Raw genomic sequence first — 22,931 nt, 5'->3', positions numbered from 1 at the left:
CCTAGCGAACGGCGTTCTCCGGTTCCGGGGTGACAGACTCGGATGACTGCAGCAACTCCCTGAGCACACTCATGCGCTCACGGCTGGCGGCAACCTCGGCATTCATTTGGGGGGATCCCGCCACCACCGGGCGCAACAGGATCACAAGCTCACTTTTTCGGGACTGGAAGCGCCGCTGCTTGAACAGCTCTCCCACCACAGGAATATCACTGAAGAAGGGAACCGCCGAATTGTTGTCCTCGCTGGTGTTCTGGATCAGCCCACCGATTACCACGATCTGCCCGCTTTCGGCTCGGATCACGCTATCGGTTTCACGAACGGTGCTGCTGGCCAGGGGCAGGGTCACATCACGCTCGCCAATGGTAATCAGCTTTTCCTGGTCACTCACTTCACTTACCGAGGGATGAACGTGCAGGGTGATTACACCTTCTTCAGAAATCTGCGGAGTCACGTCCAGGGAGATACCCGAAAAAAACGGTGTCAGTTCGACGGATGTCGAGGTTTGATCGGTCGCCGTGACAGCAGAGTTGTTCTCATCAAAGTCGATGTCTGTTACGAAGAACTCGTCGGTGCCCACCTTGATGACGGCTTTCTGATTATTCAGCGTTGAGATACGAGGGCTGGAGAGAATCTGCACGTTGCCTTGACTTCCCAGCAGCTCGATTAAAGCCGTGAAGCTACCCTCCCGGAAAGTGGCCGAGAACAGCCCACCAATATCTGACGTCTGGATAGCCTGGCCGGCCAACGCTTGAGCCGTGAATTCTGCGGGCAGGCCATCGCTGGCCACCAATGACGATGCGCTCTGGATATCTGACCAGTTAACTCCCTGTTGGTAACTTTCGTTCAGGGCAATCTCCAGAATCTTCGCCTCCAGTATTACCTGGCGCTGCATAATGAGTTCGGTACGGCGCAAATACTCCTCCACCAGCTCAAGGTCTTTGGTGCCGGCACGAACCATTACCAACCCGGCCTCGGGGTTAACAACAACCTGCGCGCCATCGCCGTCGATAATCATGTTCAGGGCGTCGCTGATGCCCTGCCAGAAGTCAGAAGCCGTCTCCGTGGAAATGGCCGTGCCAACCAGGCTGCGGGTTTCGCTTGAACCGCCACTGTCACCGTAGTCGCGGTCACTTCCTGAATTACCGCCCCCGGAGTTGGTTACCTGGCCTGAACTGACCCGCGTTTCGGAGCCACCCCTGCGTTTGAAATGCAGGTAGTCAATGGGAAACAGGCGGGTCTTGATCTGGTTTGTGTCTACGCGGAATAACCTGCCTGTACGTTTGATATCCAGGCCATAGAGGTCGCCGGCAATGTCCATGACTTCCGGTACGGTCACATCTCCCAGTCGAAGCGAAATACTCGTATTTACCTCGGGATGAACCACCACGTTGTAACGGGTGCCCTCTACCAGAGCCTGGAAGAAACTGGCGGCGGGAACGCCACCGGCGTTAACATCAAAGCGCTCATCCAGATCGGCAGTTCCCGACAACGAAGGCAGCAACGCGGCACTGACAGCCGCAGGCACCGGGGCGGCTTTCGAAAGCGCCTCGTTTGCTGCCGGAGACTTTTGCTGCGCGTCTTCCAGGGCCTCGTCGATAGCCTGGGCAGCGTCCGTGGAGGTGGCGGTTGCCGACCGCATCAGCGGGTTGTTGCTACAGGCTGCCAGCATCAGGCTAAGGGCCAGCAAGCAAATTGTTCTGGTCGTTGTCATGAATATCCGATTATCTGTCATTGAGTTCCCCGAACCTGCGGAAGTCTCTCCAGGTACAACACCCGTTCGCGGCCGTTATCCGTTACCAGAACACGATTCTCGTAAATCCGGATAACCCGTATGCGGTCAACACCCTGGCCTTCCCTGAGGGCCTCACCTTCGATAATGGCGACACGTCTGTCCTTGCTGTAAAGAATTGAGTCCAGTGACACCGGCTGTTCTGGCACTGGCGCCACCAGCCGGGATTCAAGGCCAGGCGGTCGAGTCGGATCCTGCAGCACAGCAGCCAGAGCCATGCCCGGAACCAGAATCAGAATGCCCGCAGCCAAACAGGCACATGGGCGGAGCAAGGCACGCACGAGCTTCCTCATATCAAACCCCCAGCCACGCCTGATCCAGGCTCAGTGTCCGGACCCGGATAACGGCCTCACCGGAGGGCCAGTCACCGGCGCTGTATTCGAGCATGACCCAGCCAAGGCGTTCGTCCAGTGCCTCCAGCCTCTCAAGGTAATTCAGAACTTCGAGATAGCTGCCTTCGATACGCATTTCAACATCATGAGCGAACAGCAGAGGCTCTGACCTCGCCTGCTGGTCTTGCTGTGACTGTAAGCTTGCCTCCGGCGCGAATACCGGCGCTGGTGTTTTAAGCTCCATGCCCTGGAGCACCAGGGAGTCCTGGGCCGCCAGAATGTCCCGCAACAGGGCCACCATAGCCGTGGGCGCAATCAGTTGCCCCGTGGTTTCCGAAATCTGCCGGTTCAGCCTGTCCAGCCTCTGTTGCCGGGCAGTCAATTGGTTTCGCAATACCCGGGAGGGGTCTGTGGCAAGTTGCTCATTGAGCATCTGTTGCTGAGCCAGCAGATCATCCCGACTGGCAGACAGGGTCTGCATGCGATTTTCAAGCCTCTGGTTTTCCTGTTGCAGCGGAGTAACGGCAAACTCCCATCCCGCAAAGATCAAAACCACCAGAGCGGTCAGCAGGAGCAGTGCCCGCTCCCGAACCGGCCGTTGATTGTACCAATCAGCAGCCCGTGCAAAAGAATTTCCGAGAGGACCCGCCATCACCCGTCCTCCCCTGTCCGATCGGTGGACACGCGGAAGTCAATCCAGCGGCCTTCTTCGGGCCGCGACAACCGGAACGCACCAAAGGTCCTTCCGGTAAAGGCAGCTTCCTCCCCCAGGCTTTCAAGGTACAACGGCACCAGCGCACCGGAGCGACTGCGACCTTCGATGGTTACCTGGTCAGGTTCTGACTCCAGGGTGAAACCGGTCAACCAGACATTGTCCGGAATCTGTCGGGCTAAGGCCGACATCTGGGGCGAGAAGCGGCGTCCTTCGGAAAGGACCAGGCTTTCCACCTTCTCGAGCAAACGCTGACGTCGGGCCAGGGTCTCAGTGACCCGGGCCAAAGCCTCTTCCACTTCTGAATCCGGCTGCCGGGCACGAACGGCCTCGGAAAGCTCAGCCACGACTCTTTCCAGGCGAATGTTTTGCTGCTCCAGACCTGCGACCTGTGTTGCCATCCCGGCATTTTGATAGCCAAATACGCCAGCCGCGGCAACAACAACAAACAGCCCGAGGGCAAGGATTCCGAGAGCAGCACCGGCCTGAAGCCTTTCTTTGCGCGGCCTCAATTCCTGGGTGTAGAGATTGACCTGCTGGATCATGAGCGCCCGGCCTCCGGCAACGGCAGGCCAGCACTCCAGGCCGGCAGGCAGCGGCTGTCCAGATCAGCCTGTAGGCCAACCGTGCGCCAGTCCAGGGTCTCAATGCCTGCAGCAACATAGGACGAGAGCATTGAGGCCAGAGGCAGGACACTGTCACGTGCGACCAGACGAATAGTCGCAGGCGGCACCTGACCAAGCTGGCTTTCGTAATAATCCAGCGAGCGCTGCATTTCCAGTGCCAGGGACTGAACCGCGGACTCCTGCCGGGCAGCGTCACGCAAGTCTTCAGACGTCACATCCAGGCGACGGGACAAATATAGCGTGTCGTCTTTGCAGATCACCATCTGGCCGTAGTTGTCTTTCAGATGAACCAGCGCCGCGCCGCGCTTGTTCTCATCCAGCCGGCACACCAGGTTACGCAGTGCCAGTTCGGCAATATCAATCCGGTCCAGCTCCAGGCCCGCTTCCTCAACCAGCTCCACAAGCTCGGAAACCAGTGATTTTCTGGCAGCGACAACGTTCACCAGCTCACCACGGCCACGGGAGGCATCCCTTGGAAACGGAAAAACGTCGGAAACCGCTTGAGAAGGGCTGAAATCGAGAAAATCCTTGAGCTTCCACTTCAGTGCGTCGCTCAGCTCGGATTCTTCGATGCCTTCCGGGCGATCCATCTGAAAAACCTGGTACTGATCCAAAGGCAAAACCAGCGTCGTTGAAGCACCCGCCCAGCCATGCTCGTCAACCAGTTCCTTAACAACCGCGTGGCGTTTCGCCGGCAGGCAGTCGATGAACCCGGCGTGATTTTCAGCGGGCCCACCCGAGATCGCCCAGGCAACACCATCAGGACGGACCTCCAGACAGACGCGCCTTTGCGCTCCGGAGCGCCTGAACAAGCCGGTTAACTTGTGTAGCAGAGAACTCTTGGTCATGGGGTCCGTTAAACTGGAACCGGAGGCACTCGCCCGCCTCAAGTGGTTGTTATGCTGCCTGAAAAACAGGCACTTTTTGACAATGAATCACATAGTAGATGAGAAAGTGAACGTAACTCCACGGGTTTTTTGTTAATTTCACGTCCTTTTGCAAGTCCGTAACAGAAAAAGCCTCCCTGAAAGCGGAGGCTTTTTTTCACTCTGATAACTCAAAACTCTCTGATGCGCCCTTTAGAACGGAATGTCATCATCAAAATCGTCAACCGGCTCAGGCATGCTACCACCCTGCGAAGGCTGGTTGCTGTAGCCGCCAGACTGTTGCTGGGGCGGCGGATTGTTCTGTTGGCCGCCCTGAGAGTTATAGTCTGACTGCTGCGGGCGACCTGCGGGAGCGCCTTGATTCGCGCCACCTTCTGCACCACGACTGTCGAGCATCTGCATCTGGCCATTGATATCCACCACTACCTCTGTGGTGTAAACATCCTGACCTTCCTTGTTCTGCCACTTACGCGTCTGCAGCTTGCCTTCGATATACACTTTTGAGCCCTTGCGCAGGTACTGGCCGGCAATTTCGGCAATCTTGCCGAACATCACGATCCGGTGCCACTCGGTTTTTGGCACCAGTTGGCCAGTCTGACGATCCTTGTAGCTCTCGTCTGTCGCAAGATTCAGATTCACCACGGCATTGCCGTTGGGTGTGTAGCGGGTATCCGGGTCCTGCCCCAGATTGCCGATAAGAATTACCTTGTTTACGCCTCGTGCCATGTTCTGCTCCTGACTCTGTTTTCAGGGACAACCCGCGCTCCTTGCGGGCTTCCGGATTTCAAGAATTGCTAGCCTGCCGGACAAAGGAAAAGTCCGCAAGTAACGCTTCATCAAATTGCTGACGATCCACCTTGAGATAGGCGGTGGCAGCGTCCTCAACAATGACCACGTCACGCACGCCCGGCAGGCGACGGAGGTGATCATCAATATCGTCGTACTGGTTACCCATAACCTTGTGCAACTGTACCACGAAACTGGTGGTGTAGCCGGGGGCCGGCATGGTCAATGCGACCAGCAACCACAGGGCGAGCATCACAACCATAAACCAGAGCACGCCTTCTATACCGGCAAGCTCCAGCAGGAAACCACCCAGTGCCCCCCCCAGAAACGCCCCCATAAACTGGGAGGTGGAGTACACCCCCATCGCAGTGCCTTTGCTGGCCGCCGGCGCTTCCTTGCTGATCAGTGATGGCAGGCTGGCTTCCAGCAAGTTGAACGCCATGAAAAAGAAAAACAGCCCGACCCACGCAGCCACCAGGCTGGCGGACACCCCTGCCAACCCGGCAGTGGCCAGGGTCAGAAGGGTGATCGCCCCACACAACACCGGTTTCATTTTACGCTTTTTCTCACCGATAATGATGAACGGCACCATGGCAAAAAAAGACGTTACCATCACACTCAGGTAAAACCACCAGTGCGAACTGCTGGCTAGCCCGAGGGTATCCCGCAACATCGAAGGGAACACCAGAAACAGGGCCGTCAGCACCAGGTGCAGGGCAAAGATTCCGAAGTCTAACCTGAGCAGGCGGCCATCGGAAACCACGCGGCCCAGCATTTCCCTGGCCGGATGGGTATCGGCACTGGTTTTATGCTGATGAGGGGTAGGTACCAGACGATTGACAATTACCAGTGCCACAACGGCCAACGCCGCGGTGACATAGAAAATTCCGGACAACCCCCACCAGCCGCCAAGAAGCGGCCCCAGAACCAGAGACACCGAGAACGACAAACCAATGGTGATTCCCACCGTGGCCATGGCCTTGGTTCGCTCCTCTTCCCGGGTCAGGTCGCTGAGCAATGCCATCAGCACACTGGCAATCGCACCCGCCCCCTGAAGAATCCGCCCGGCAATCACAACGTATATGGAATCCGTGGCGCCAGCCAGAAGGCTACCGGCAGCAAACAGTACGAGACCGATATAGATCATGCGCTTTCGCCCGACCCGATCGGAGAGCATGCCGAAGGGTATCTGAAGCAAGGCCTGGCTGAGGCCGTAGGCGCCCATGGCAAAACCCAGCAAGGCGGGCGTGGCACCTTCAAGCTCGCTACCGAGCAGCATGAACACCGGCATGACCATGAACAGTCCGAGCATGCGCATGGCGTAGACAGACGCCAGGGCCGATACGGAGCGTTTTTCCAGCGTGTTCATGGCAATTACGTACCTCAGCCGGGGTTGAATGCGGTCAGATCGAGGGCACATATCCCTCGCAGGCGGCGCATTGTAACAGAAGGCGCCGAAACGGGGGACCGGCCACGGCGCCTCGCCGCCCCATCATTTTCGCCGCAGCGGGCCCAACGCGGTATAATTTCGGTTTTTATCCGAGCGAGGTGTTATGGACCATATCCAGATCAAAGGGGCACGAACCCACAACCTGAAGAACATCGACCTGGATATGCCTAGGGACAAGCTGATTGTGATAACCGGCCTCTCCGGTTCGGGCAAATCATCCCTGGCGTTTGACACGCTCTATGCCGAAGGCCAGCGGCGTTACGTGGAATCCCTGTCCACTTATGCCCGCCAGTTCCTGTCGATGATGGAAAAGCCGGATGTGGACCACATCGAGGGCCTGTCGCCGGCAATTTCCATCGAACAGAAGTCCACATCCCATAACCCCCGCTCCACCGTAGGCACCATCACCGAGATTTACGATTACCTCCGACTGCTCTTCGCCCGGGCCGGTGAGCCGCGCTGCCCCGACCATGGCCAGCCGCTGGAGGCGCAGACCGTCAGCCAGATGGTGGACCAGGTCCTGGCAATGCCGGAGGACAGCAAGCTGATGATCCTGGCTCCGGTCATTCGTGACCGAAAGGGCGAGCACCTTCAGGTAATCGAAACCATGCGCAGCCAGGGTTTTATTCGCCTCCGGGTGGACGGTACGGTGTACGACATTGACGACGTGCCCGAGCTGGACAAGAAACGCAAACATCAGATTGATGTCGTGGTCGACCGCTTCAAGGTCAAACCGGGTCTGGAGCAGCGCCTTGCCGAGAGCTTTGAAACCGCCCTGGGACTGTCGGATGGCATCGCGCTGGTCGCGCCGATGAGCGGTGAAGGCGAACAACACACCTTCTCCGCCCGTTACGCCTGCACCCAGTGCGGCTATGCCCTGAGCGAACTGGAGCCCAAGCTGTTCTCGTTCAATAATCCGGCCGGCGCCTGCCCCACCTGCGACGGCCTGGGAGTAAAACAGTTCTTCGATCCGGAAAAGATCGTCCAGCACCCGGAAGCAACGCTGGCCTCCGGCGCCATCAAGGGCTGGGACCGGAGGGCCGTGTACTACTTCCAGATGCTTGGCAGCGTAGCAGAGCATTATGGCATCGATCTGGAAACACCCTGGGCGGAGCTGCCTGAGGAATTCCGCAACGTGTTGCTGTTTGGCTCTGGCAGCGAAGACATTCCGTTTCGCTATGTGAATTCCCGGGGCCACATCATGGAAAAGGCGCATCCGTTCGAGGGCATTCTGCCGAACCTGGAGCGCCGCTACCGGGAAACCGACTCCCAGAGCATGCGGGAGGAGCTGGCCCGCAACCTCAGTACCCAGCCTTGCAAGGATTGCCGGGGCTCCCGTCTGAGACGCGGTGCCCGCCACGTATTTATCGAAGAGCACAACATTTCAGACGTCACCCACTTGCCGGTGGGCGAGGCGCACGATTATTTTGAGACCCTGGCCCTGCCCGGTCGCAAAGGTGAAATCGCCGAGAAGATTCTCAAAGAGGTCCGACAGCGGCTTCAGTTCCTGGTCAATGTTGGCCTGGAATACCTGACTCTTGAACGAAGCGCAGATACCCTGTCTGGTGGCGAGGCCCAACGCATCCGTCTGGCCAGCCAGATCGGCGCCGGGCTGGTGGGCGTCATGTACATTCTCGACGAGCCGTCAATTGGCCTGCACCAGCGAGACAACGACCGACTTCTGAAGACCCTCTTTCACCTCAGGGATCTGGGCAACACCGTTATTGTGGTCGAGCACGATGAGGACGCCATCCGTGCCGCCGACCACGTGATTGACATTGGACCGGGCGCCGGTGTCCATGGAGGTCAGATCATTGGTCAGGGCACGCCCCAACAGATTATCGACAACCCCGACTCCCTCACGGGGCAGTACCTGAACGGCACCCGGGAAATTGCCATTCCCAAAGAACGGCACAGAGGGAACGGCCAGACACTGACCCTGTCCGGCGCATCAGGAAATAATCTCAGGGATGTCACCCTCACTCTGCCCCTCGGGGTGATGACCTGCGTCACCGGCGTATCCGGTTCGGGCAAGTCAACTCTGATCAACAGCACACTGTATCCGGTGGCTGCCGCCAAGCTGAACAAGGCCACCAGCCTGAGCCATTCGCCCTATCAGTCCTTGCAGGGCCTGGATCAGCTGGATAAGGTCATTGATATTGACCAGAGCCCCATCGGCCGAACGCCCCGATCCAACCCCGCCACCTACACCGGCCTGTTCACCCCGATCCGGGAACTTTTCGCCGGCACTCAGGAGTCTCGTTCCCGGGGCTACAAGCCCGGGCGTTTCTCCTTCAACGTTAAAGGTGGTCGCTGCGAAGCCTGCCAGGGTGATGGCGTAATCAAGGTAGAGATGCACTTCCTGCCGGATGTCTACGTTCCCTGCGACGTCTGTAAGGGCAAACGCTACAACCGTGAAACCCTGGAAGTGCGATACAAGGGCAAGAACATCAACGAGGTCCTGCAAATGACCGTGGAGGAAGGCCGGGAATTCTTCGATGCGGTGCCGTTCCTTGCCCGCAAACTACAGACCCTGATGGACGTTGGCCTGTCGTATATCCGCCTTGGCCAAAGTGCCGTCACACTCTCAGGGGGGGAAGCCCAGCGGGTAAAACTCGCCAAGGAACTGTCCAAACGAGATACCGGCAAAACCCTGTATATCCTGGACGAACCCACCACCGGCCTGCACTTCTATGATATCCAGCAACTACTCAATGTTCTCGAGCGCCTGCGCGATCACGGCAACACCATCGTGGTGATCGAGCACAACCTGGACGTGATCAAAACCGCAGACTGGATCGTGGATCTCGGACCGGAAGGCGGATCCGGCGGTGGTCAGGTCATCGCCGAAGGCACACCAGAGGAAGTGGCAGAAAACCCGGCCTCGCACACTGGAAAGTACCTGAAAGGCATGCTGAAAAAATGAATACTGGGCCAGATGAACGATTTCATCTGGCCCAGTATCGCAGCACCATATTCCAGACGCAAAAAAACCGGGAACCTTTCGGAACCCGGCTTTTTAATGGACATTTCAGAAGCCGTTACGCTTCGTCTTCGTCCACTTCTTCCGCTTCGATATCCAGCGGGCGACCAACCAGCTCAACAAATGCCATTGGGGCATTGTCGCCGGCACGGAAACCGCACTTCAGGATACGAAGGTATCCACCCGGACGCTCGCTGTAACGGGGACCAAGCTCGTCAAACAGCTTGGCAACCGCTGCATCGTCACGCAGGCGTGAGAACGCCAGACGACGATTCGCGACCGAATCATTCTTGGAGAGCGTGATCAAAGGCTCTGCTACCCGACGAAGCTCTTTGGCTTTCGGCAGCGTTGTTTTGATCAGCTCGTGTTCAACCAGTGACGCAGTCATGTTACGGAACATGGCCTTGCGATGCGCACTGGTCCTGCTGAACTTACGACCACTCTTACGATGACGCATTGCTCTGATTCCTTACCTTAAACTAATCGGCGATTAACCGCCCAGAACCCGGTCATCGCCACGAAGGCTAGCCGGCGGCCAGTTATCAAGACGCATACCCAGTGACAGACCACGGGACGCCAGAACGTCCTTGATCTCGGTCAGCGACTTTTTACCAAGGTTAGGCGTCTTCAACAGCTCAACTTCTGTACGCTGGATAAGATCGCCGATGTAGTAAATATTCTCAGCCTTCAAGCAGTTAGCTGAACGCACTGTCAATTCCAGATCATCAACCGGGCGCAGCAGAATCGGATCAATTTCTTCCTCTTCTTCAACGCGCTCAGGCTCTTTCTCATGATCGAAATCGACAAACACTGCCAGCTGCTGCTGGAGGATGGTTGCCGCCCGGCGAATCGCTTCTTCCGGGTCGATGGTGCCATTGGTCTCCAGGTCAATAACCAGCTTGTCCAGATCGGTCCGCTGCTCTACCCGTGCACTTTCCACGGCGTAAGCCACACGACGAACCGGGCTGAAAGTTGCATCCAGCTGCAGGCGTCCAATGGCGCGAGTTTCGTCCTCGTCAAGACCACGCTGGTCCGCCGGCTCATAGCCACGACCACGGGCAACACGGAGACGCATGTTCACTTCACCATTCTCGCTAAGGTGACAGATCACGTGCTCCGGGTTAGCAATCTCGATGTCGTGGTCCAGCTTGATATCACCGGCTGTCACAACGCCCGGGCCTTTCTTGCTAAGCGTAAGCTCAGCATCGTCCCGACCGTGCATTTTTACGGCGACGCCCTTGAGATTCAGAAGAATCTCAATTACGTCTTCCTGGACACCCTCAATGGCGCTGTACTCGTGCAGGACACCGTCGATCTGCGCTTCAGTCACGGCGCAGCCCGGCATCGAAGACAAGAGAATCCGGCGCAGTGCACTACCCAGGGTATGGCCAAAGCCCCTTTCCAGAGGCTCAAGCGTAACCTTGGCACGTGTGGCGCTTGATTCCTTCACGTCAATGGTACGAGGTGTCAATAACTCATGTACTGAACGCTGCATAGACGCCCCTATCTACTATCGTTGCTAACTGGGCTTTACTTGGAGTAAAGCTCGACGATGAGGTTCTCGTTGATGTCGGCCGGCAATTCAGTACGCTCGGGTACTGACCTGTAAACGCCGGACATCTTGTTGGCGTCGACCTCTACCCAGCTCACCGGTGCACGACTTGCAGACAGATCCAGTGCGCCTTTGACACGCAGCTGGTTTCTGGCCTTCTCACGCACACTCACAACATCACCCGGCTTAACCTGGTAGGAAGCGATATTCACTACCTTGTCGTTTACCAGGATCGCTTTGTGAGAAACGAGCTGACGGGACTCTGCACGGGTAGAACCAAAGCCCATGCGGTATACAACGTTATCCAGACGACCTTCCAGAAGTTGCAGCAGGTTTTCACCGGTTGCACCTTTGATTCGGGCTGCCTCTTTGTAGTAATTACGGAACTGCTTCTCCAGTACGCCGTAGATACGACGGACTTTCTGTTTTTCACGAAGCTGTACGCCGTATTCGGACAGACGACCGCGACGCGCGCCGTGCATACCTGGCGGAGTCTCGATGTTGCACTTTGAATCGAGCGCGCGAACACCGCTCTTCAGAAAAAGATCTGTCCCTTCACGACGAGACAGCTTGCACTTCGGGCCTATATAACGAGCCATAATTCACTGTCTCCTGTGTTAGACGCGGCGCTTTTTGGGCGGACGACAGCCGTTATGGGGAATCGGCGTCACATCTGTGATGTTGGTGATCTTGTAGCCACACGCATTCAGCGCGCGAACTGCAGACTCACGTCCGGGCCCAGGACCCTTAACCTCTACGTCCAGGTTTTTAAGGCCGTATTCAGCAGCCGCATTACCGGCTCTTTCAGCTGCTACCTGCGCAGCAAAAGGTGTACTCTTGCGTGACCCACGAAAACCGGAACCACCAGAAGTGGCCCAGGACAGGACGTTGCCCTGACGGTCAGAAATGGTCACGATAGTGTTGTTGAAGGACGCGTGAATGTGCGCGACGCCATCAACAACCGTCTTTTTCACCTTTTTACGGGTACGTGTACCTGGCTTTGCCATGATTGCCTACCTGTTACTTACGAATAGGTTTGCGAGGACCTTTACGGGTGCGGGCGTTGGTCTTGGTGCGCTGGCCACGGACCGGAAGGCCATGACGATGACGCAGACCACGGTGACATCCGAGATCCTTCAAACGCTTAATGTTCATCTGTACTTCACGACGCAGATCACCTTCAACAGACACCTTGCCCACTTCAGTACGAAGTGCTTCAAGCTGCTCGTCGCTCAGGTCTTTGACCTTAAGGTCCGGCTTGACACCGGTTGCGTCGCAAAGCTTCTGGGCTGTTGTCTTGCCGACACCGAAGATGTAGGTCAGCGAGATAACAGCATGTTTGTGATCGGGTATATTGACACCGGCTATACGTGCCATCCAAATTACTCCGCGTTCAAAGCTTTGCTGTGTGAATTTTCCGCCACTATAAAAGGGCGCGAAATAATAGCGCCTGACCCCGCCTGGGGTCAAGCGCTATTATTAGTACCCTCAACAATGTCAGCACTGGATCCGATGCGGATCAGCCCTGACGTTGCTTGTGACGAGGCTCCGAGCAAATGACTCGTACCGAGCCATTGCGACGAATTACTTTGCAGTTACGGCAAATTTTCTTTACCGAAGCGCGTACTTTCATTGTCGACTCCAGTTTTCAAGGGGAACGGGATTAACCGTTCCGACCATAGCCCTTGAGATTGGATTTCTTCATCAGTGATTCATACTGATGGGACATCAGGTGCGACTGAACCTGAGCCATGAAATCCATCACCACGACTACAACAATCAGCAGTGAGGTACCACCCAGATAGAACGGTACATTCCCGGCCACCATCAGGAACTGAGGAAACAGGGACACTGCTGCAATGTACATTGCACCGAACAGCGTCAGGCGGGTCAGCACACCATCAATATACTTGGCGGTCTGATCACCAGGACGGATGCCCGGAATAAATGCGCCAGAGCGCTTGAGGTTATCCGCAACTTCTTTCGGGTTATACATCAGGGCTGTGTAGAAGAAGCAGAAAAAGACCACTGCTGCTGCAAACAGAATAATGTACAACGGCTGGCTCGGAGCAAGCGCCTGCGAAACATCGCTGAGCCATTCCATGCCCTCGCCCTGACCAAACCACTGGCCGATCGATGCCGGGAACAGCAGGATGGACGACGCAAAGATGGGCGGAATAACACCGGCCATGTTCACCTTGAGCGGCAAGTGGCTGGATTGCTGGGCAAACACCCGACGCCCCTGTTGCCGCTTGGCGTAGTTAATGGTCAGCCGACGCTGCCCACGCTCCATAAAGACCACAAAGCCAATGACTGCAACCGCCAGAACCGCAATACCAAGGACGACCAGCAAGCTCATCTCGCCGTTCCGCGCCTGTTCCAACGTCTGACCGATTGCCCCGGGCAGGCCGGCCACAATCCCTGCGAAAATCAGCAGTGAAATACCGTTGCCTACACCGCGCTCAGTGATCTGCTCACCCAGCCACATCATGAACACCGCGCCACTGACAAAAGACACAACCGCCACAAAGTGGAAGCTGAAGCTATCATTGAAAGTGACACCCTGCGATGCCAGACCGACAGAGATACCAGCGCCCTGAACCAGGGCGAGGATAACCGTACCGTACCGCGTGTACTGACTGATCTTCCGACGACCAGCCTCGCCCTCTTTCTTCAGCTGCTCAAGTTGCGGACTGACCGCAGTCATGAGCTGCATGATAATCGAGGCCGAGATATACGGCATGATACCGAGAGCGAAGATACTCATGCGCTCAAGCGCACCACCGGAAAACATGTTGAACATGCTCAGGATTGTGCCCTGATTCTGCTCAAACAGTGCCGCCAGACGGTCGGGGTTGATACCCGGCACCGGAATGTGGGCACCGATCCGGTACACCAGCAATGCCAGGAAGACAAACCAGAGCCGCGATCGCAGCTCTGCCAGTCCTTTACCCGCGCCCGCAGGCAATGATGCGTTCTTGGCCATTTAGTCCTCGACTCGCCTTAGTCTTCGACTTTACCACCCGCGGCAGAAATTGCCTCGCGCGCGCCTTTGGTTACCCGAAGTCCCTTCACGGTTACCGCGCGGCTCAGTTCGCCGGACAGGATAACCTTGGCTTCGCGAATTTCTTCACGAATAATATCTGCCTTCTTAAGGGCTTCAAGATCAACCACATCGCCTTCGACCTTCGCCAGTTCGTTCAGACGAATTTCGGCAACATAACGCTGCTGACGAGACGTGAAGCCGAACTTCGGCAGACGACGGGCCAACGGCTGCTGACCGCCCTCAAAACCGGGAGCTACGCTGCCGCCAGACCGGGCTTTCAGACCCTTGTGACCGCGACCGCCAGTTTTACCGAGACCACTACCGATACCACGACCAACGCGCCTTGCAGCCGGACGTGAACCGGGTTCTGGACTAAGTTCGTTCAGACGCATCTTAGTTCTCCTCAACCCGAACCAGGTAATCAACCCGGTTGATCATGCCGCGGATAGAAGGCGTATCTTCCACTTCCACGGTGTGACCGATTTTACGAAGACCCAGGCCCTTCACACACAGTTTGTGCTTTGGCTGGCAGCCGATGGGGCTGCGGGTCAGAGTTACTTTGATCGTTTTTGCGTTCGCCATGACTTCAACCCAGAATCTCTTCCACGGTCTTACCGCGCTTGGCTGCAATATCTTCAGGCGCTTGTGTTGCCTGGAGACCCTTGATGGTGGAACGTACAACGTTCACCGGGTTGGTAGACCCGTAACACTTGGACAGTACGTTCTGAACACCCGCAACTTCCAGTACCGCTCGCATCGCACCGCCGGCGATGATACCAGTACCTTCGGAGGCCGGCTGCATGTAGACCTTGGAGCCGCCATGCTGAGCCTTAACCGGATATTGCAGAGTGGTGCCGTCCAGCGGAACCTCTACCATGTTTTTGCGTGCAGCTTCCATGGCCTTCTGGATAGCAACCGGCACTTCACGCGCCTTGCCACGACCGAAACCAACGCGACCTTTACCATCACCCACTACAGTCAGTGCGGTGAAGGCGAAAATACGGCCACCTTTAACTACCTTGGCGACACGATTGACCTGAACCAGCTTCTCCTGGAGCTCAGGCGCCTTCTGTTCGTTAACGCTCATCTTCTCCACCTCTTAGAATTGCAAGCCAGCTTCACGGGCTGCGTCGGCCAAAGCCTGTACACGGCCGTGATAACGGTAACCGGAGCGGTCAAAAGCAACCTGCTCAACACCTGCCGCCTTGGCACGCTCAGCAATCAACTGACCGACCTTCTTGGCAGCGTCCACGTTACCGGTTGCACCCTGGCGCAGTTCCTTATCCAACGTGGAGGCAGTGGCAATAACCTTGCTGCCATCTGCAGTCGTAACCTGGGCGTACATGTGACGCGGTGTGCGATGAACACACAGGCGATTGGTACCCAGCTCACGGATCTTCATGCGCACTTTGCGTGCGCGACGCAATCTTTCGTTATTCGCGCTCATAGTCCCGCCTTATTTCTTCTTGGCTTCTTTGCGTCTGACCTGCTCATCCGCATAACGAACACCCTTACCCTTATAAGGCTCGGGCGGACGGAACGCGCGGACTTCCGCAGCGACCTGGCCAACCTGTTGCTTGTCGATACCGCGAATTACAACTTCCGTATTGGAAGGAGTTTCTGCGGTAATCCCCTCGGGCAGCTCATACTCGACCGGGTGCGAAAAACCCAGTGTCAGATTGAGCTTCTTACCTTGCGCCTGGGCACGGTAACCTACGCCCGTCAGCTGGAGCTTTCGCTCGAAGCCTGTGGAGACACCGGTCACCATATTGTTGACCAGTGCACGAGTAGTACCAGCAAGAGCGCGGGACTGTTTAGCACCATCGCGAGCCGCAAAGCGCAGAACATTTTCTTCCTGCTTTACTTCAACCGCCTGGTGAATGGTGAATTGAAGCGCTCCCTTGGAGCCCTTCACATTAATTTCCTGTCCGTTCAGCTTAACCTCAACACCGGAAGGCAGCACGACAGGATTATTGGCAACCCTGGACATGTGTATCTCCTAGAATACGGTGCAGATGACTTCGCCACCCACGCCAGCAGCACGTGCGGCGCGGTCTGTCATAACGCCCTTGGACGTTGAGACAATCGCGACTCCCAGACCACCGGATACTTTCGGCAATCCCCCAGCGCCTTTGTACTGGCGCAGACTCGGACGGCTGACCCGTTTGATCTCTTCAATAACCGGCTTGCCACCGAAGTATTTCAGAGTAATCGTCAGCTCGGGCTTCGCGTCGGCTGAAACGGAAAAATCTTCAACGTAACCTTCGTCCTTAAGGACCTGGGCTACGGAGATCTTCATCTTTGAGGACGGCATCGCAACGTCTGCTTTTGATGCCATCTGTGCATTACGGATACGGGTAAACATATCCGCAAGCGTGTCTTGCATACTCATTGGTATGAGGCTCCTGATCTTTTTAGTTGTGCAGCGGCGCGCCGCACCGCTTACCAACAGGCACCCGACCGGAGTCAGGGTACCTATCTTACCAGCTTGACTTGGTCAGGCCCGGAACGTCACCACGCATGCCGTATTCACGGAGTTTGATCCGTGAAAGCTCGAACTTGCGCAGAACGCCGTGGGGCCGACCAGTTATCTGGCAACGATTACGAAGACGCGACGGAGACGCATCACGAGGAAGCTGTTGAAGCTTCATCTGTGCGTTCCAACGGTCATCATCGCTGGTATTCGGGTTCTTGATAATCGCCTTGAGCTCAGCACGCTTCGCTGCAAATTTCGCAACGGTCTGCTCGCGCTTGAGCTCGCGGTTCTTCATGGAAACCTTAGCCATTACACTCGTTCCTTATTTCTTGAACGGAAAGCCAAAGGCTTTCAACAGTTCGCGACCTTCATCGTCGGTACCGGCAGTGGTGGTAATGGTGATGTCCAGACCACGGATCTTGTCGACTCTGTCGTACTCGATCTCGGGAAAAATGATCTGCTCACGCACACCCATGCTGTAGTTACCACGACCGTCGAATGACTTGGGATTCAGACCGCGGAAGTCACGAATGCGGGGAACCGCAATGTGAACCAGACGATCAAAGAAATCCCACATACGCTCGCCGCGCAGGGTAACTTTACAACCGATAGGCCAACCTTCACGGATCTTGAAACCCGCAACGGATTTACGTGCCTTGGTAACAACCACTTTCTGACCTGCCAGGCGCTCGAGATCCGCCACGGCATTTTCAATCAGCTTCTTGTCACCAACCGCTTCGCCGACACCCATGTTAAGGGTGATCTTTTCGATACGCGGCACCTGCATAATGTTCTTGTAACCGAACTCTTTCTGCAGGGCGGGTACCACTTCCTTACTGTACTGCTCTTTACTGTTAAGCATCGTAACCACCACCGCTTACTGGTTATCGACAGCTTCGTTCGTGGACTTAAAGATCCGCACTTTCGCGCCGTCTTCCTTGGTCTGGAAGCCTACACGATCGGCTTTGCCGGTCTGCGGATTAAAAATAGCCACGTTGGAAGCCTGGATAGGTGCTTCTTTTTCGACGATGCCACCTGGGGAGCCCAGCATCGGGTTCGGCTTGGTGTGCTTCTTGATCATATTGATCCCAGAAACAACCATACGGCCATCGTCCTGAACCTTCAGGACTTTACCACGTTTGCCTTTATCTTTCCCCGTAGTGACGATTACTTCGTCATCTCGTTTGATCTTTTTCATAACCGGCCTCTGGTCCTCTAAAGTACTTCGGGTGCCAGTGAGATAATTTTCATGAACTTCTCATTACGCAGTTCACGGGTAACCGGTCCGAAGATACGGGTACCAATAGGAGCGTCCTGATTGTTCAGAAGTACTGCCGCGTTTCCGTCGAAACGGATCAGCGAACCGTCGGGACGGCGAACACCCTTGCGGGTGCGTACCACGACAGCTTTCAGGACCTGGCCTTTCTTCACTTTACCGCGGGGGATGGCTTCCTTGACGGTCACCTTGATGATATCCCCTACGCTGGCATAACGCCGATGTGAACCGCCCAGGACCTTAATGCACATCACTTGACGCGCACCGCTGTTATCCGCGACTTCAAGCATTGTTTGAGTCTGAATCATGGTTGTTCTCCGGGCGAATTACACCTTGGATGCACGTTCGGTGACTTCCACCAGGGCCCAACTCTTGGTCTTGGAGACCGGGCGGGTTTCCTGAATAGTCACAGTGTCACCGATGTTGCACTGATTACTCTCATCGTGAGCATGGATCTTGGTTGAACGCTTCATGTACTTACCGTACAGAGGATGTTTCACCTGACGTTCGACCAGCACCACAATGGATTTCTCCATCTTGTTGCTCACGACCTTGCCGCTCAGAGTTCTGGCAGTTTGGGTAGCTTCAGTCATGTCACTGTCCTGCCTTGTCATTCAATACTGTTTTCACGCGAGCGATGTCGCGCTTCACCTTGGCGAGAAGATGAGACTGATTCAGCTGACCTGTCGCCTTACGCATGCGCAGGTTGAACTGCTCCTTCAGGAGGTCGATCAACTCTTTGTTCAGCTCCTCGACGGATTTTTCACGCAGCTCTGTTGCTTTCATCACATCACCGTCCTCGTTACAAAGGTGGTCTGTACGGGCAGTTTGGCCGCAGCGAGAGTGAAGGCTTCGCGTGCTACGTCTTCAGCGACACCTTCCATCTCGTAAAGCATGCGGCCTGGCTGGATTTCAGCCACCCAATACTCGACAGAACCCTTACCTTTACCCATTCGAACTTCAAGCGGCTTTCCGGTAATCGGTTTGTCCGGAAAAACCCGGATCCAGATTTTACCGCCCCGCTTGATCCGACGAGTCATGGTACGACGCGCCGCCTCAATCTGGCGCGCAGTTATACGCCCACGGCTAGTCGCCTTCAATCCGTATTCACCGAAGCTCACCTTGTTGGCGCGGTGAGCAAGACCGGTGTTACGGCCTTTCATTACCTTGCGAAATTTGGTGCGTTTTGGTTGCAGCATAAGAGTGCCCCTTTACTTAGAACCTTTCTTCCCAGAGGCTTTCTTGTCAGCACGGACCTGCTCCATACCACCAAGAATCTCACCTTTGAAGATCCATACCTTGACGCCGATTACGCCGTAAGTGGTATGCGCTTCGTAGGTCGCGTAATCAATATCTGCACGCAGAGTGTGCAGAGGTACACGACCTTCGCGATACCACTCGGAACGCGCGATTTCAGCACCCCCGAGACGCCCACCTACCTGGATCTTGATACCCTTGGCGCCCTGGCGCATGGCATTCTGAACCGCACGCTTCATAGCGCGACGGAACATCACACGACGCTCCAGCTGGCCGGCAACGTTTTGCGCTACCAGGCGGGCATCCAGATCCGGCTTGCGGACTTCTTCGATGTTGATGTGCACAGGCACACCCATCATGTCGCTGACTTCACGACGCAGACGATCAACATCTTCACCCTTCTTACCGATAACAATACCGGGACGGGCAGTATGGATCGTGATACGGGCGTTCTGAGCAGGGCGCTCGATCACAATCTTGCTGACAGACGCCTTAACCAGACGCTTGTCGAGGAATTCACGAACCTGAATATCGTTCAACAGGTTTTTCGCGTATTCCTTTTTGTCGGCATACCAGACTGAGTTGTGCTCTTTTATCACACCCAGGCGCATGCCGGTTGGATTTACTTTATGACCCATCTGAGCATCTCCTACTTGTCGGCGACCTTGACGGTGATATGGCAGGTGCGCTTGAAAATCCGGTCAGCGCGCCCCTTGGCTCGAGCTTTGATTCGCTTGAGCGTCGGACCCTCATCCACCATCACGGTGGAAACCCGCAGTTCGTCAACGTCCAGACCTTCGTTGTGCTCAGCGTTGGCGATTGCAGACTCAAGAGCTTTCTTGATGACTGTTGCCGCCTTCTTCGGGCTGAAAGTCAGAATGTTCAGGGCGTCCTCAACAGCCTTGCCGCGTACTTGGTCAGCGACAAGACGCGCTTTCTGAGCTGAGAGGCGAGCGCCCTTGTACTTGGCTGCTACTTCCATTTCTATTACCTCACAATCAGCGTTTAGCTTTCTTGTCGGCCGCATGACCACGATAAGTACGCGTTGCCGCGAACTCACCCAGTTTATGTCCAACCATATCTTCGGTGACATAAACCGGCACGTGCTGCTTGCCGTTGTGGACTGCAATGGTCAGGCCTACCATCTCTGGAAAAACTGTTGACCGACGCGACCAGGTTTTGATCGGCCGCTTGTCATTAGCTTCCAGAGCTGCCTCGACCTTCTTCAACAGATGCAGGTCTATAAAAGGACCTTTCTTCAAAGAACGTGGCACAGCAATTACCTCTATGTAGTCGTTTACTTGGCCGAACGACGACGTACTATCATCTTGTCAGTACGCTTGTTCTTACGAGTCTTATGCCCTTTGGTCGGAACACCCCACGGAGTAACCGGGTGACGCCCGCCAGAGGTACGCCCTTCACCACCACCATGTGGGTGGTCAACTGGGTTCATAGCAACACCACGTACTGTTGGACGTTTACCGCGCCAACGTGATGCACCCGCTTTACCAAGCTGCTTGAGGCTGTGTTCGCTGTTGGACACTTCACCCAACGTTGCACGACAGTCAACAAGCACCTTACGCATTTCACCTGAACGCAGGCGGATGGTGGCATAAGCCCCTTCCCGAGCAACCAGCTGTACGGATGCGCCCGCGGAGCGAGCCAGCTGGGCACCTTTGCCAGGTTTGAGTTCGACGCAGTGAATCACGGAACCGACCGGAATATTCCGGAGCGGAAGCGTGCTTCCTACTTTAATCGGCGCGTCGATGCCGGAGCGCACAGGATCACCGATCTGCATGCCTTTGGGAGCGATAATGTAACGGCGCTCTCCATCGGCGTACTTGACCAGCGCAATGTGCGCAGAGCGGTTGGGATCATATTCCAGGCGTTCAATGACTGCCGGAATACCGTCTTTGGTCCGCTTAAAGTCGATTACACGGTAGTGCTTCTTGTGGCCACCACCAATATGACGGGTAGTGATGCGACCAAAATGGTTGCGACCACCCGATTTGCTCAATGTTTCTACCAACGGCGCGTAAGGGCTCCCCTTGTGAAGATCAGGGTTAAAGAGCTTAACAACGTGACGGCGGCCGGCAGATGTTGGCTTGGTTTTGACGATCGGCATTTTACGACCCCTTTACCTTATTCCACATCCAGAAAATCAATGTCCTGACCGTCCGCAAGCTTTACATAAGCCTTACGAATGTCAGTACGCTTGCCGAAGCCGCGAACGGTACGCTTGAGCTTACCCTTACGGTTCAGAACCTGAACACCTTCGACTGTGACGTTGAACAGCTGCTCAACGGCTTTCTTGATCTCAGGCTTGGTGGCATCCGGGGCAACCCGGAAAACAACCTGGCCGTGCTCGGCCACCAGAGAAGCTTTTTCCGATACGTGCGGCCCAAGCAGGACCTTATAAATGCGTTCCTGGTTCATCCCAGCATCTCCTCGATCTTCTTCAGAGCGGGAACAGTCACAACGACTTTCTCGAAGGCAACCAGGCTAACCGGATCCAGACCAGCAATGTCACGCACGTCAACGTGCGGGATGTTGCGTGATGCCAGGTGCAGATTCTGCTCGACGTTGTCGGACAGAATCAGTGCGTTGGTCACACCGATATCCTTCAGCTTGGCGTTGAATGCCTTGGTCTTGGGGCTGTCAACGTTCATGTCGTCAACAACAACCAGACGATCCTGGCGAACCAGCTCGGAAAAAATGGAGCGCATCGCTGCGCGGTACATCTTGCGGTTAACCTTCTGCTCAAAACCGCGTGGCTTTGCTGCAAAGGTAACACCACCGGAGCGCCAGATCGGGCTACGGATAGTACCGGCACGGGCACGACCGGTGCCCTTCTGACGCCATGGCTTTTTACCGCCACCGCTAACTTCAGAACGTGTCTTTTGAGCCTTGGTACCCTGGCGTGCGCCTGCCATGTAGGCAGTTACAACCTGGTGAACCAGCGACTCGTTAAAATCTTTGGCGAATGCGGCGTCGGAAACAGAGATTCCCTTGCCGCTACCTGTAATAGTCAATTCCATCGCACCGCTCCTCAGGCTTTAACTGCAGGCTTGATGACAACATCGCCGCCAGTTGCGCCGGGGACGGCACCACTTACCAGCAGCAGGTTGCGCTCGGCGTCGACACGGACAATTTTCAGGTTCTGCACAGTCACCTGAGCATTACCCATCTGGCCCGCCATCTTTTTGCCCTTGAATACCTTGCCCGGAGTCTGGTTCTGACCAATGGAACCCGGAGCACGGTGAGACAGAGAGTTACCGTGAGTGGCATCCTGCATCGAGAAGTTCCAGCGCTTGACACCGCCCTGGAAGCCCTTACCTTTGGACTGACCGATGGCATCTACCATCTGGCCATCTTCAAAGACAGTTGCAGTGATTTCGCCACCGGCAGCAAGGTCTTCACCTTCGCCATCAGCAAGACGGAATTCCCACATACCACGGCCGGCTTCAACGCCCGCCTTGGCAAAGTGGCCCGCTTCGCTCTTGGTAACACGAGAGGAACGACGAGTACCGACAGTCACCTGTACGGCGCGGTAGCCATCGCTTTCAAGAGTTTTCAGTTGGGTAATCCGGTTGGGCTCAACCTCGATTACCGTTACGGGCAGCGCCTGCCCGTCTTCCGTAAAAATACGGGTCATACCGGCCTTACGACCGACAACACCAATTGCCATGTTTCACCTCTTAAGTGTACGGGGCTCTCACCCTCTATGGCCTTATGACAGTTACACAGACTAATACCGGG

35 protein-coding genes are annotated in these 22,931 nt (G+C 55.8%); 1 reads left to right on the top strand and 34 read right to left on the bottom strand.

The annotated features are described in order from the left end of the window. Position 1: 1 nt before the first annotated feature. From mshL to CLH62_RS18935, 7 genes are all read right to left on the bottom strand, one after another. Positions 2-1,711: a pilus (MSHA type) biogenesis protein MshL gene (mshL, locus tag CLH62_RS18965; protein ID WP_099619872.1), complete on the bottom strand. Its 1,710-nt coding sequence runs from the start codon at positions 1,709-1,711 to the stop codon at positions 2-4. Positions 1,712-1,728: 17 nt separating this feature from the next. Beyond that, positions 1,729-2,082: a hypothetical protein gene (locus tag CLH62_RS18960; RefSeq protein ID WP_099619761.1), complete on the bottom strand. Its 354-nt coding sequence runs from the start codon at positions 2,080-2,082 to the stop codon at positions 1,729-1,731. Between the two features lies 1 nt (position 2,083). Next, positions 2,084-2,773 carry a type II secretion system protein M gene (locus CLH62_RS18955; RefSeq protein WP_099619760.1) on the bottom strand — a complete coding sequence of 230 codons (690 nt, stop codon included), beginning with the start codon at positions 2,771-2,773 and terminating at the stop codon, positions 2,084-2,086. Continuing rightward, positions 2,773-3,378, bottom strand: coding sequence for a PilN domain-containing protein (locus CLH62_RS18950; protein WP_099619759.1), 606 nt, complete (start codon positions 3,376-3,378; stop codon positions 2,773-2,775). The genes CLH62_RS18955 and CLH62_RS18950 overlap by 1 nt, the downstream gene beginning before the upstream one ends. Then, positions 3,375-4,307 (bottom strand): type IV pilus biogenesis protein PilM, encoded by a 933-nt coding sequence (locus CLH62_RS18945; RefSeq protein WP_170005830.1) that lies wholly within the window; start codon positions 4,305-4,307, stop codon positions 3,375-3,377. The genes CLH62_RS18950 and CLH62_RS18945 overlap by 4 nt, the downstream gene beginning before the upstream one ends. Before the next feature lie 231 nt (positions 4,308-4,538). Further along, a complete protein-coding gene (gene ssb / locus CLH62_RS18940) occupies positions 4,539-5,072 on the bottom strand; it encodes a single-stranded DNA-binding protein (protein WP_099619758.1) in 534 nt (177 codons plus the stop codon). Positions 5,073-5,130: 58 nt separating this feature from the next. After that, complete coding sequence (locus CLH62_RS18935) at positions 5,131-6,501, bottom strand: MFS transporter (protein ID WP_099619757.1); 1,371 nt, start codon at positions 6,499-6,501, stop codon at positions 5,131-5,133. Between the two features lie 184 nt (positions 6,502-6,685). Here CLH62_RS18935 and uvrA point away from each other — a divergent pair, with 184 nt between their 5' ends. Then, positions 6,686-9,508, top strand: a complete 2,823-nt coding sequence (gene uvrA, locus CLH62_RS18930; RefSeq protein WP_099619756.1) for an excinuclease ABC subunit UvrA — start codon at positions 6,686-6,688, stop codon at positions 9,506-9,508. 115 nt (positions 9,509-9,623) lie between these two features. Here the strand turns inward: uvrA and rplQ are convergent, their stop codons facing one another. From rplQ to rplC, 27 genes are all read right to left on the bottom strand, one after another. After that, positions 9,624-10,022: a 50S ribosomal protein L17 gene (gene rplQ / locus CLH62_RS18925; protein WP_099619755.1), complete on the bottom strand. Its 399-nt coding sequence runs from the start codon at positions 10,020-10,022 to the stop codon at positions 9,624-9,626. Positions 10,023-10,055: 33 nt separating this feature from the next. Beyond that, positions 10,056-11,060, bottom strand: coding sequence for a DNA-directed RNA polymerase subunit alpha (locus CLH62_RS18920; RefSeq protein WP_099619754.1), 1,005 nt, complete (start codon positions 11,058-11,060; stop codon positions 10,056-10,058). Positions 11,061-11,095: 35 nt separating this feature from the next. Beyond that, positions 11,096-11,716, bottom strand: coding sequence for a 30S ribosomal protein S4 (gene rpsD, locus CLH62_RS18915; RefSeq protein ID WP_099619753.1), 621 nt, complete (start codon positions 11,714-11,716; stop codon positions 11,096-11,098). Between the two features lie 18 nt (positions 11,717-11,734). Next, positions 11,735-12,124: a 30S ribosomal protein S11 gene (gene rpsK / locus CLH62_RS18910; protein WP_007153992.1), complete on the bottom strand. Its 390-nt coding sequence runs from the start codon at positions 12,122-12,124 to the stop codon at positions 11,735-11,737. Between the two features lie 13 nt (positions 12,125-12,137). Further along, complete coding sequence (rpsM, locus tag CLH62_RS18905) at positions 12,138-12,494, bottom strand: 30S ribosomal protein S13 (protein ID WP_099619752.1); 357 nt, start codon at positions 12,492-12,494, stop codon at positions 12,138-12,140. Between the two features lie 142 nt (positions 12,495-12,636). After that, entirely contained in the window at positions 12,637-12,750 is a 114-nt protein-coding gene (rpmJ, locus tag CLH62_RS18900; RefSeq protein ID WP_008174902.1) for a 50S ribosomal protein L36, read from the bottom strand. A 30-nt stretch (positions 12,751-12,780) separates the two neighbouring features. After that, complete coding sequence (secY, locus tag CLH62_RS18895; RefSeq protein ID WP_099619751.1) at positions 12,781-14,103, bottom strand: preprotein translocase subunit SecY; 1,323 nt, start codon at positions 14,101-14,103, stop codon at positions 12,781-12,783. Positions 14,104-14,120: 17 nt separating this feature from the next. Next, a complete protein-coding gene (gene rplO / locus CLH62_RS18890) occupies positions 14,121-14,555 on the bottom strand; it encodes a 50S ribosomal protein L15 (RefSeq protein ID WP_099619750.1) in 435 nt (144 codons plus the stop codon). 1 nt (position 14,556) lies between these two features. Beyond that, complete coding sequence (gene rpmD / locus CLH62_RS18885; protein WP_012139786.1) at positions 14,557-14,745, bottom strand: 50S ribosomal protein L30; 189 nt, start codon at positions 14,743-14,745, stop codon at positions 14,557-14,559. A 4-nt stretch (positions 14,746-14,749) separates the two neighbouring features. Next, positions 14,750-15,250, bottom strand: coding sequence for a 30S ribosomal protein S5 (gene rpsE / locus CLH62_RS18880; RefSeq protein ID WP_008174892.1), 501 nt, complete (start codon positions 15,248-15,250; stop codon positions 14,750-14,752). A 12-nt stretch (positions 15,251-15,262) separates the two neighbouring features. Beyond that, positions 15,263-15,610 (bottom strand): 50S ribosomal protein L18, encoded by a 348-nt coding sequence (rplR, locus tag CLH62_RS18875; RefSeq protein ID WP_048497751.1) that lies wholly within the window; start codon positions 15,608-15,610, stop codon positions 15,263-15,265. A gap of 9 nt (positions 15,611-15,619) precedes the next feature. Next, positions 15,620-16,153 carry a 50S ribosomal protein L6 gene (rplF, locus tag CLH62_RS18870; protein ID WP_048497750.1) on the bottom strand — a complete coding sequence of 178 codons (534 nt, stop codon included), beginning with the start codon at positions 16,151-16,153 and terminating at the stop codon, positions 15,620-15,622. A 9-nt stretch (positions 16,154-16,162) separates the two neighbouring features. Further along, entirely contained in the window at positions 16,163-16,555 is a 393-nt protein-coding gene (rpsH, locus tag CLH62_RS18865) for a 30S ribosomal protein S8 (RefSeq protein ID WP_099619749.1), read from the bottom strand. Between the two features lie 88 nt (positions 16,556-16,643). Beyond that, entirely contained in the window at positions 16,644-16,949 is a 306-nt protein-coding gene (gene rpsN, locus CLH62_RS18860) for a 30S ribosomal protein S14 (protein WP_099619748.1), read from the bottom strand. A 12-nt stretch (positions 16,950-16,961) separates the two neighbouring features. Beyond that, positions 16,962-17,501, bottom strand: coding sequence for a 50S ribosomal protein L5 (rplE, locus tag CLH62_RS18855; RefSeq protein WP_099619747.1), 540 nt, complete (start codon positions 17,499-17,501; stop codon positions 16,962-16,964). Between the two features lie 15 nt (positions 17,502-17,516). Further along, entirely contained in the window at positions 17,517-17,837 is a 321-nt protein-coding gene (gene rplX, locus CLH62_RS18850; protein ID WP_099619746.1) for a 50S ribosomal protein L24, read from the bottom strand. 17 nt (positions 17,838-17,854) lie between these two features. Continuing rightward, a complete protein-coding gene (gene rplN, locus CLH62_RS18845) occupies positions 17,855-18,223 on the bottom strand; it encodes a 50S ribosomal protein L14 (protein ID WP_007154005.1) in 369 nt (122 codons plus the stop codon). Positions 18,224-18,241: 18 nt separating this feature from the next. After that, positions 18,242-18,508, bottom strand: a complete 267-nt coding sequence (rpsQ, locus tag CLH62_RS18840; RefSeq protein WP_008174879.1) for a 30S ribosomal protein S17 — start codon at positions 18,506-18,508, stop codon at positions 18,242-18,244. Position 18,509: 1 nt separating this feature from the next. Further along, on the bottom strand, positions 18,510-18,701 hold the full coding sequence (gene rpmC / locus CLH62_RS18835) for a 50S ribosomal protein L29 (protein WP_048497745.1): 192 nt from the start codon (positions 18,699-18,701) through the stop codon (positions 18,510-18,512). Then, the gene (gene rplP, locus CLH62_RS18830) at positions 18,701-19,114 is read right to left on the bottom strand and encodes a 50S ribosomal protein L16 (protein WP_048497744.1); all 414 of its coding nucleotides are present in this window, start codon (positions 19,112-19,114) and stop codon (positions 18,701-18,703) included. Before rplP ends, rpmC begins: the two co-directional genes overlap by 1 nt. A gap of 12 nt (positions 19,115-19,126) precedes the next feature. Then, entirely contained in the window at positions 19,127-19,810 is a 684-nt protein-coding gene (gene rpsC / locus CLH62_RS18825) for a 30S ribosomal protein S3 (protein ID WP_048497743.1), read from the bottom strand. An 11-nt stretch (positions 19,811-19,821) separates the two neighbouring features. Beyond that, positions 19,822-20,154 carry a 50S ribosomal protein L22 gene (gene rplV, locus CLH62_RS18820; RefSeq protein WP_048497742.1) on the bottom strand — a complete coding sequence of 111 codons (333 nt, stop codon included), beginning with the start codon at positions 20,152-20,154 and terminating at the stop codon, positions 19,822-19,824. 16 nt (positions 20,155-20,170) lie between these two features. Further along, positions 20,171-20,446 (bottom strand): 30S ribosomal protein S19, encoded by a 276-nt coding sequence (gene rpsS, locus CLH62_RS18815; RefSeq protein WP_007154011.1) that lies wholly within the window; start codon positions 20,444-20,446, stop codon positions 20,171-20,173. A 23-nt stretch (positions 20,447-20,469) separates the two neighbouring features. Then, positions 20,470-21,297, bottom strand: coding sequence for a 50S ribosomal protein L2 (rplB, locus tag CLH62_RS18810; RefSeq protein ID WP_099619745.1), 828 nt, complete (start codon positions 21,295-21,297; stop codon positions 20,470-20,472). 17 nt (positions 21,298-21,314) lie between these two features. Further along, positions 21,315-21,608: a 50S ribosomal protein L23 gene (gene rplW, locus CLH62_RS18805; RefSeq protein ID WP_099619744.1), complete on the bottom strand. Its 294-nt coding sequence runs from the start codon at positions 21,606-21,608 to the stop codon at positions 21,315-21,317. Beyond that, positions 21,605-22,210 carry a 50S ribosomal protein L4 gene (gene rplD / locus CLH62_RS18800; protein ID WP_099619743.1) on the bottom strand — a complete coding sequence of 202 codons (606 nt, stop codon included), beginning with the start codon at positions 22,208-22,210 and terminating at the stop codon, positions 21,605-21,607. Before rplD ends, rplW begins: the two co-directional genes overlap by 4 nt. An 11-nt stretch (positions 22,211-22,221) precedes the next feature. Then, on the bottom strand, positions 22,222-22,860 hold the full coding sequence (rplC, locus tag CLH62_RS18795) for a 50S ribosomal protein L3 (protein ID WP_099619742.1): 639 nt from the start codon (positions 22,858-22,860) through the stop codon (positions 22,222-22,224). Positions 22,861-22,931: the final 71 nt, after the last annotated feature.

The sequence above is a fragment of the Marinobacter guineae genome, from assembly GCF_002744735.1.
Taxonomy (GTDB): Bacteria; Pseudomonadota; Gammaproteobacteria; order Pseudomonadales; family Oleiphilaceae; genus Marinobacter; species Marinobacter guineae.
This window is presented reverse-complemented; position numbering and strand designations above follow the sequence as displayed.

Coding starts and splice junctions, on each gene's coding strand:
- mshL (WP_099619872.1), bottom strand. CDS start 1,711: ATGACAACGACCAGAACAATTTGCTTGCTGGCCCTTAGCCTGATGCTG.
- CLH62_RS18960 (WP_099619761.1), bottom strand. CDS start 2,082: ATGAGGAAGCTCGTGCGTGCCTTGCTCCGCCCATGTGCCTGTTTGGCT.
- CLH62_RS18955 (WP_099619760.1), bottom strand. CDS start 2,773: ATGGCGGGTCCTCTCGGAAATTCTTTTGCACGGGCTGCTGATTGGTAC.
- CLH62_RS18950 (WP_099619759.1), bottom strand. CDS start 3,378: ATGATCCAGCAGGTCAATCTCTACACCCAGGAATTGAGGCCGCGCAAA.
- CLH62_RS18945 (WP_170005830.1), bottom strand. CDS start 4,307: ATGACCAAGAGTTCTCTGCTACACAAGTTAACCGGCTTGTTCAGGCGC.
- ssb (WP_099619758.1), bottom strand. CDS start 5,072: ATGGCACGAGGCGTAAACAAGGTAATTCTTATCGGCAATCTGGGGCAG.
- CLH62_RS18935 (WP_099619757.1), bottom strand. CDS start 6,501: ATGAACACGCTGGAAAAACGCTCCGTATCGGCCCTGGCGTCTGTCTAC.
- uvrA (WP_099619756.1), top strand. CDS start 6,686: ATGGACCATATCCAGATCAAAGGGGCACGAACCCACAACCTGAAGAAC.
- rplQ (WP_099619755.1), bottom strand. CDS start 10,022: ATGCGTCATCGTAAGAGTGGTCGTAAGTTCAGCAGGACCAGTGCGCAT.
- CLH62_RS18920 (WP_099619754.1), bottom strand. CDS start 11,060: ATGCAGCGTTCAGTACATGAGTTATTGACACCTCGTACCATTGACGTG.
- rpsD (WP_099619753.1), bottom strand. CDS start 11,716: ATGGCTCGTTATATAGGCCCGAAGTGCAAGCTGTCTCGTCGTGAAGGG.
- rpsK (WP_007153992.1), bottom strand. CDS start 12,124: ATGGCAAAGCCAGGTACACGTACCCGTAAAAAGGTGAAAAAGACGGTT.
- rpsM (WP_099619752.1), bottom strand. CDS start 12,494: ATGGCACGTATAGCCGGTGTCAATATACCCGATCACAAACATGCTGTT.
- rpmJ (WP_008174902.1), bottom strand. CDS start 12,750: ATGAAAGTACGCGCTTCGGTAAAGAAAATTTGCCGTAACTGCAAAGTA.
- secY (WP_099619751.1), bottom strand. CDS start 14,103: ATGGCCAAGAACGCATCATTGCCTGCGGGCGCGGGTAAAGGACTGGCA.
- rplO (WP_099619750.1), bottom strand. CDS start 14,555: ATGCGTCTGAACGAACTTAGTCCAGAACCCGGTTCACGTCCGGCTGCA.
- rpmD (WP_012139786.1), bottom strand. CDS start 14,745: ATGGCGAACGCAAAAACGATCAAAGTAACTCTGACCCGCAGCCCCATC.
- rpsE (WP_008174892.1), bottom strand. CDS start 15,250: ATGAGCGTTAACGAACAGAAGGCGCCTGAGCTCCAGGAGAAGCTGGTT.
- rplR (WP_048497751.1), bottom strand. CDS start 15,610: ATGAGCGCGAATAACGAAAGATTGCGTCGCGCACGCAAAGTGCGCATG.
- rplF (WP_048497750.1), bottom strand. CDS start 16,153: ATGTCCAGGGTTGCCAATAATCCTGTCGTGCTGCCTTCCGGTGTTGAG.
- rpsH (WP_099619749.1), bottom strand. CDS start 16,555: ATGAGTATGCAAGACACGCTTGCGGATATGTTTACCCGTATCCGTAAT.
- rpsN (WP_099619748.1), bottom strand. CDS start 16,949: ATGGCTAAGGTTTCCATGAAGAACCGCGAGCTCAAGCGCGAGCAGACC.
- rplE (WP_099619747.1), bottom strand. CDS start 17,501: ATGCTTAACAGTAAAGAGCAGTACAGTAAGGAAGTGGTACCCGCCCTG.
- rplX (WP_099619746.1), bottom strand. CDS start 17,837: ATGAAAAAGATCAAACGAGATGACGAAGTAATCGTCACTACGGGGAAA.
- rplN (WP_007154005.1), bottom strand. CDS start 18,223: ATGATTCAGACTCAAACAATGCTTGAAGTCGCGGATAACAGCGGTGCG.
- rpsQ (WP_008174879.1), bottom strand. CDS start 18,508: ATGACTGAAGCTACCCAAACTGCCAGAACTCTGAGCGGCAAGGTCGTG.
- rpmC (WP_048497745.1), bottom strand. CDS start 18,701: ATGAAAGCAACAGAGCTGCGTGAAAAATCCGTCGAGGAGCTGAACAAA.
- rplP (WP_048497744.1), bottom strand. CDS start 19,114: ATGCTGCAACCAAAACGCACCAAATTTCGCAAGGTAATGAAAGGCCGT.
- rpsC (WP_048497743.1), bottom strand. CDS start 19,810: ATGGGTCATAAAGTAAATCCAACCGGCATGCGCCTGGGTGTGATAAAA.
- rplV (WP_048497742.1), bottom strand. CDS start 20,154: ATGGAAGTAGCAGCCAAGTACAAGGGCGCTCGCCTCTCAGCTCAGAAA.
- rplB (WP_099619745.1), bottom strand. CDS start 21,297: ATGCCGATCGTCAAAACCAAGCCAACATCTGCCGGCCGCCGTCACGTT.
- rplW (WP_099619744.1), bottom strand. CDS start 21,608: ATGAACCAGGAACGCATTTATAAGGTCCTGCTTGGGCCGCACGTATCG.
- rplD (WP_099619743.1), bottom strand. CDS start 22,210: ATGGAATTGACTATTACAGGTAGCGGCAAGGGAATCTCTGTTTCCGAC.
- rplC (WP_099619742.1), bottom strand. CDS start 22,860: ATGGCAATTGGTGTTGTCGGTCGTAAGGCCGGTATGACCCGTATTTTT.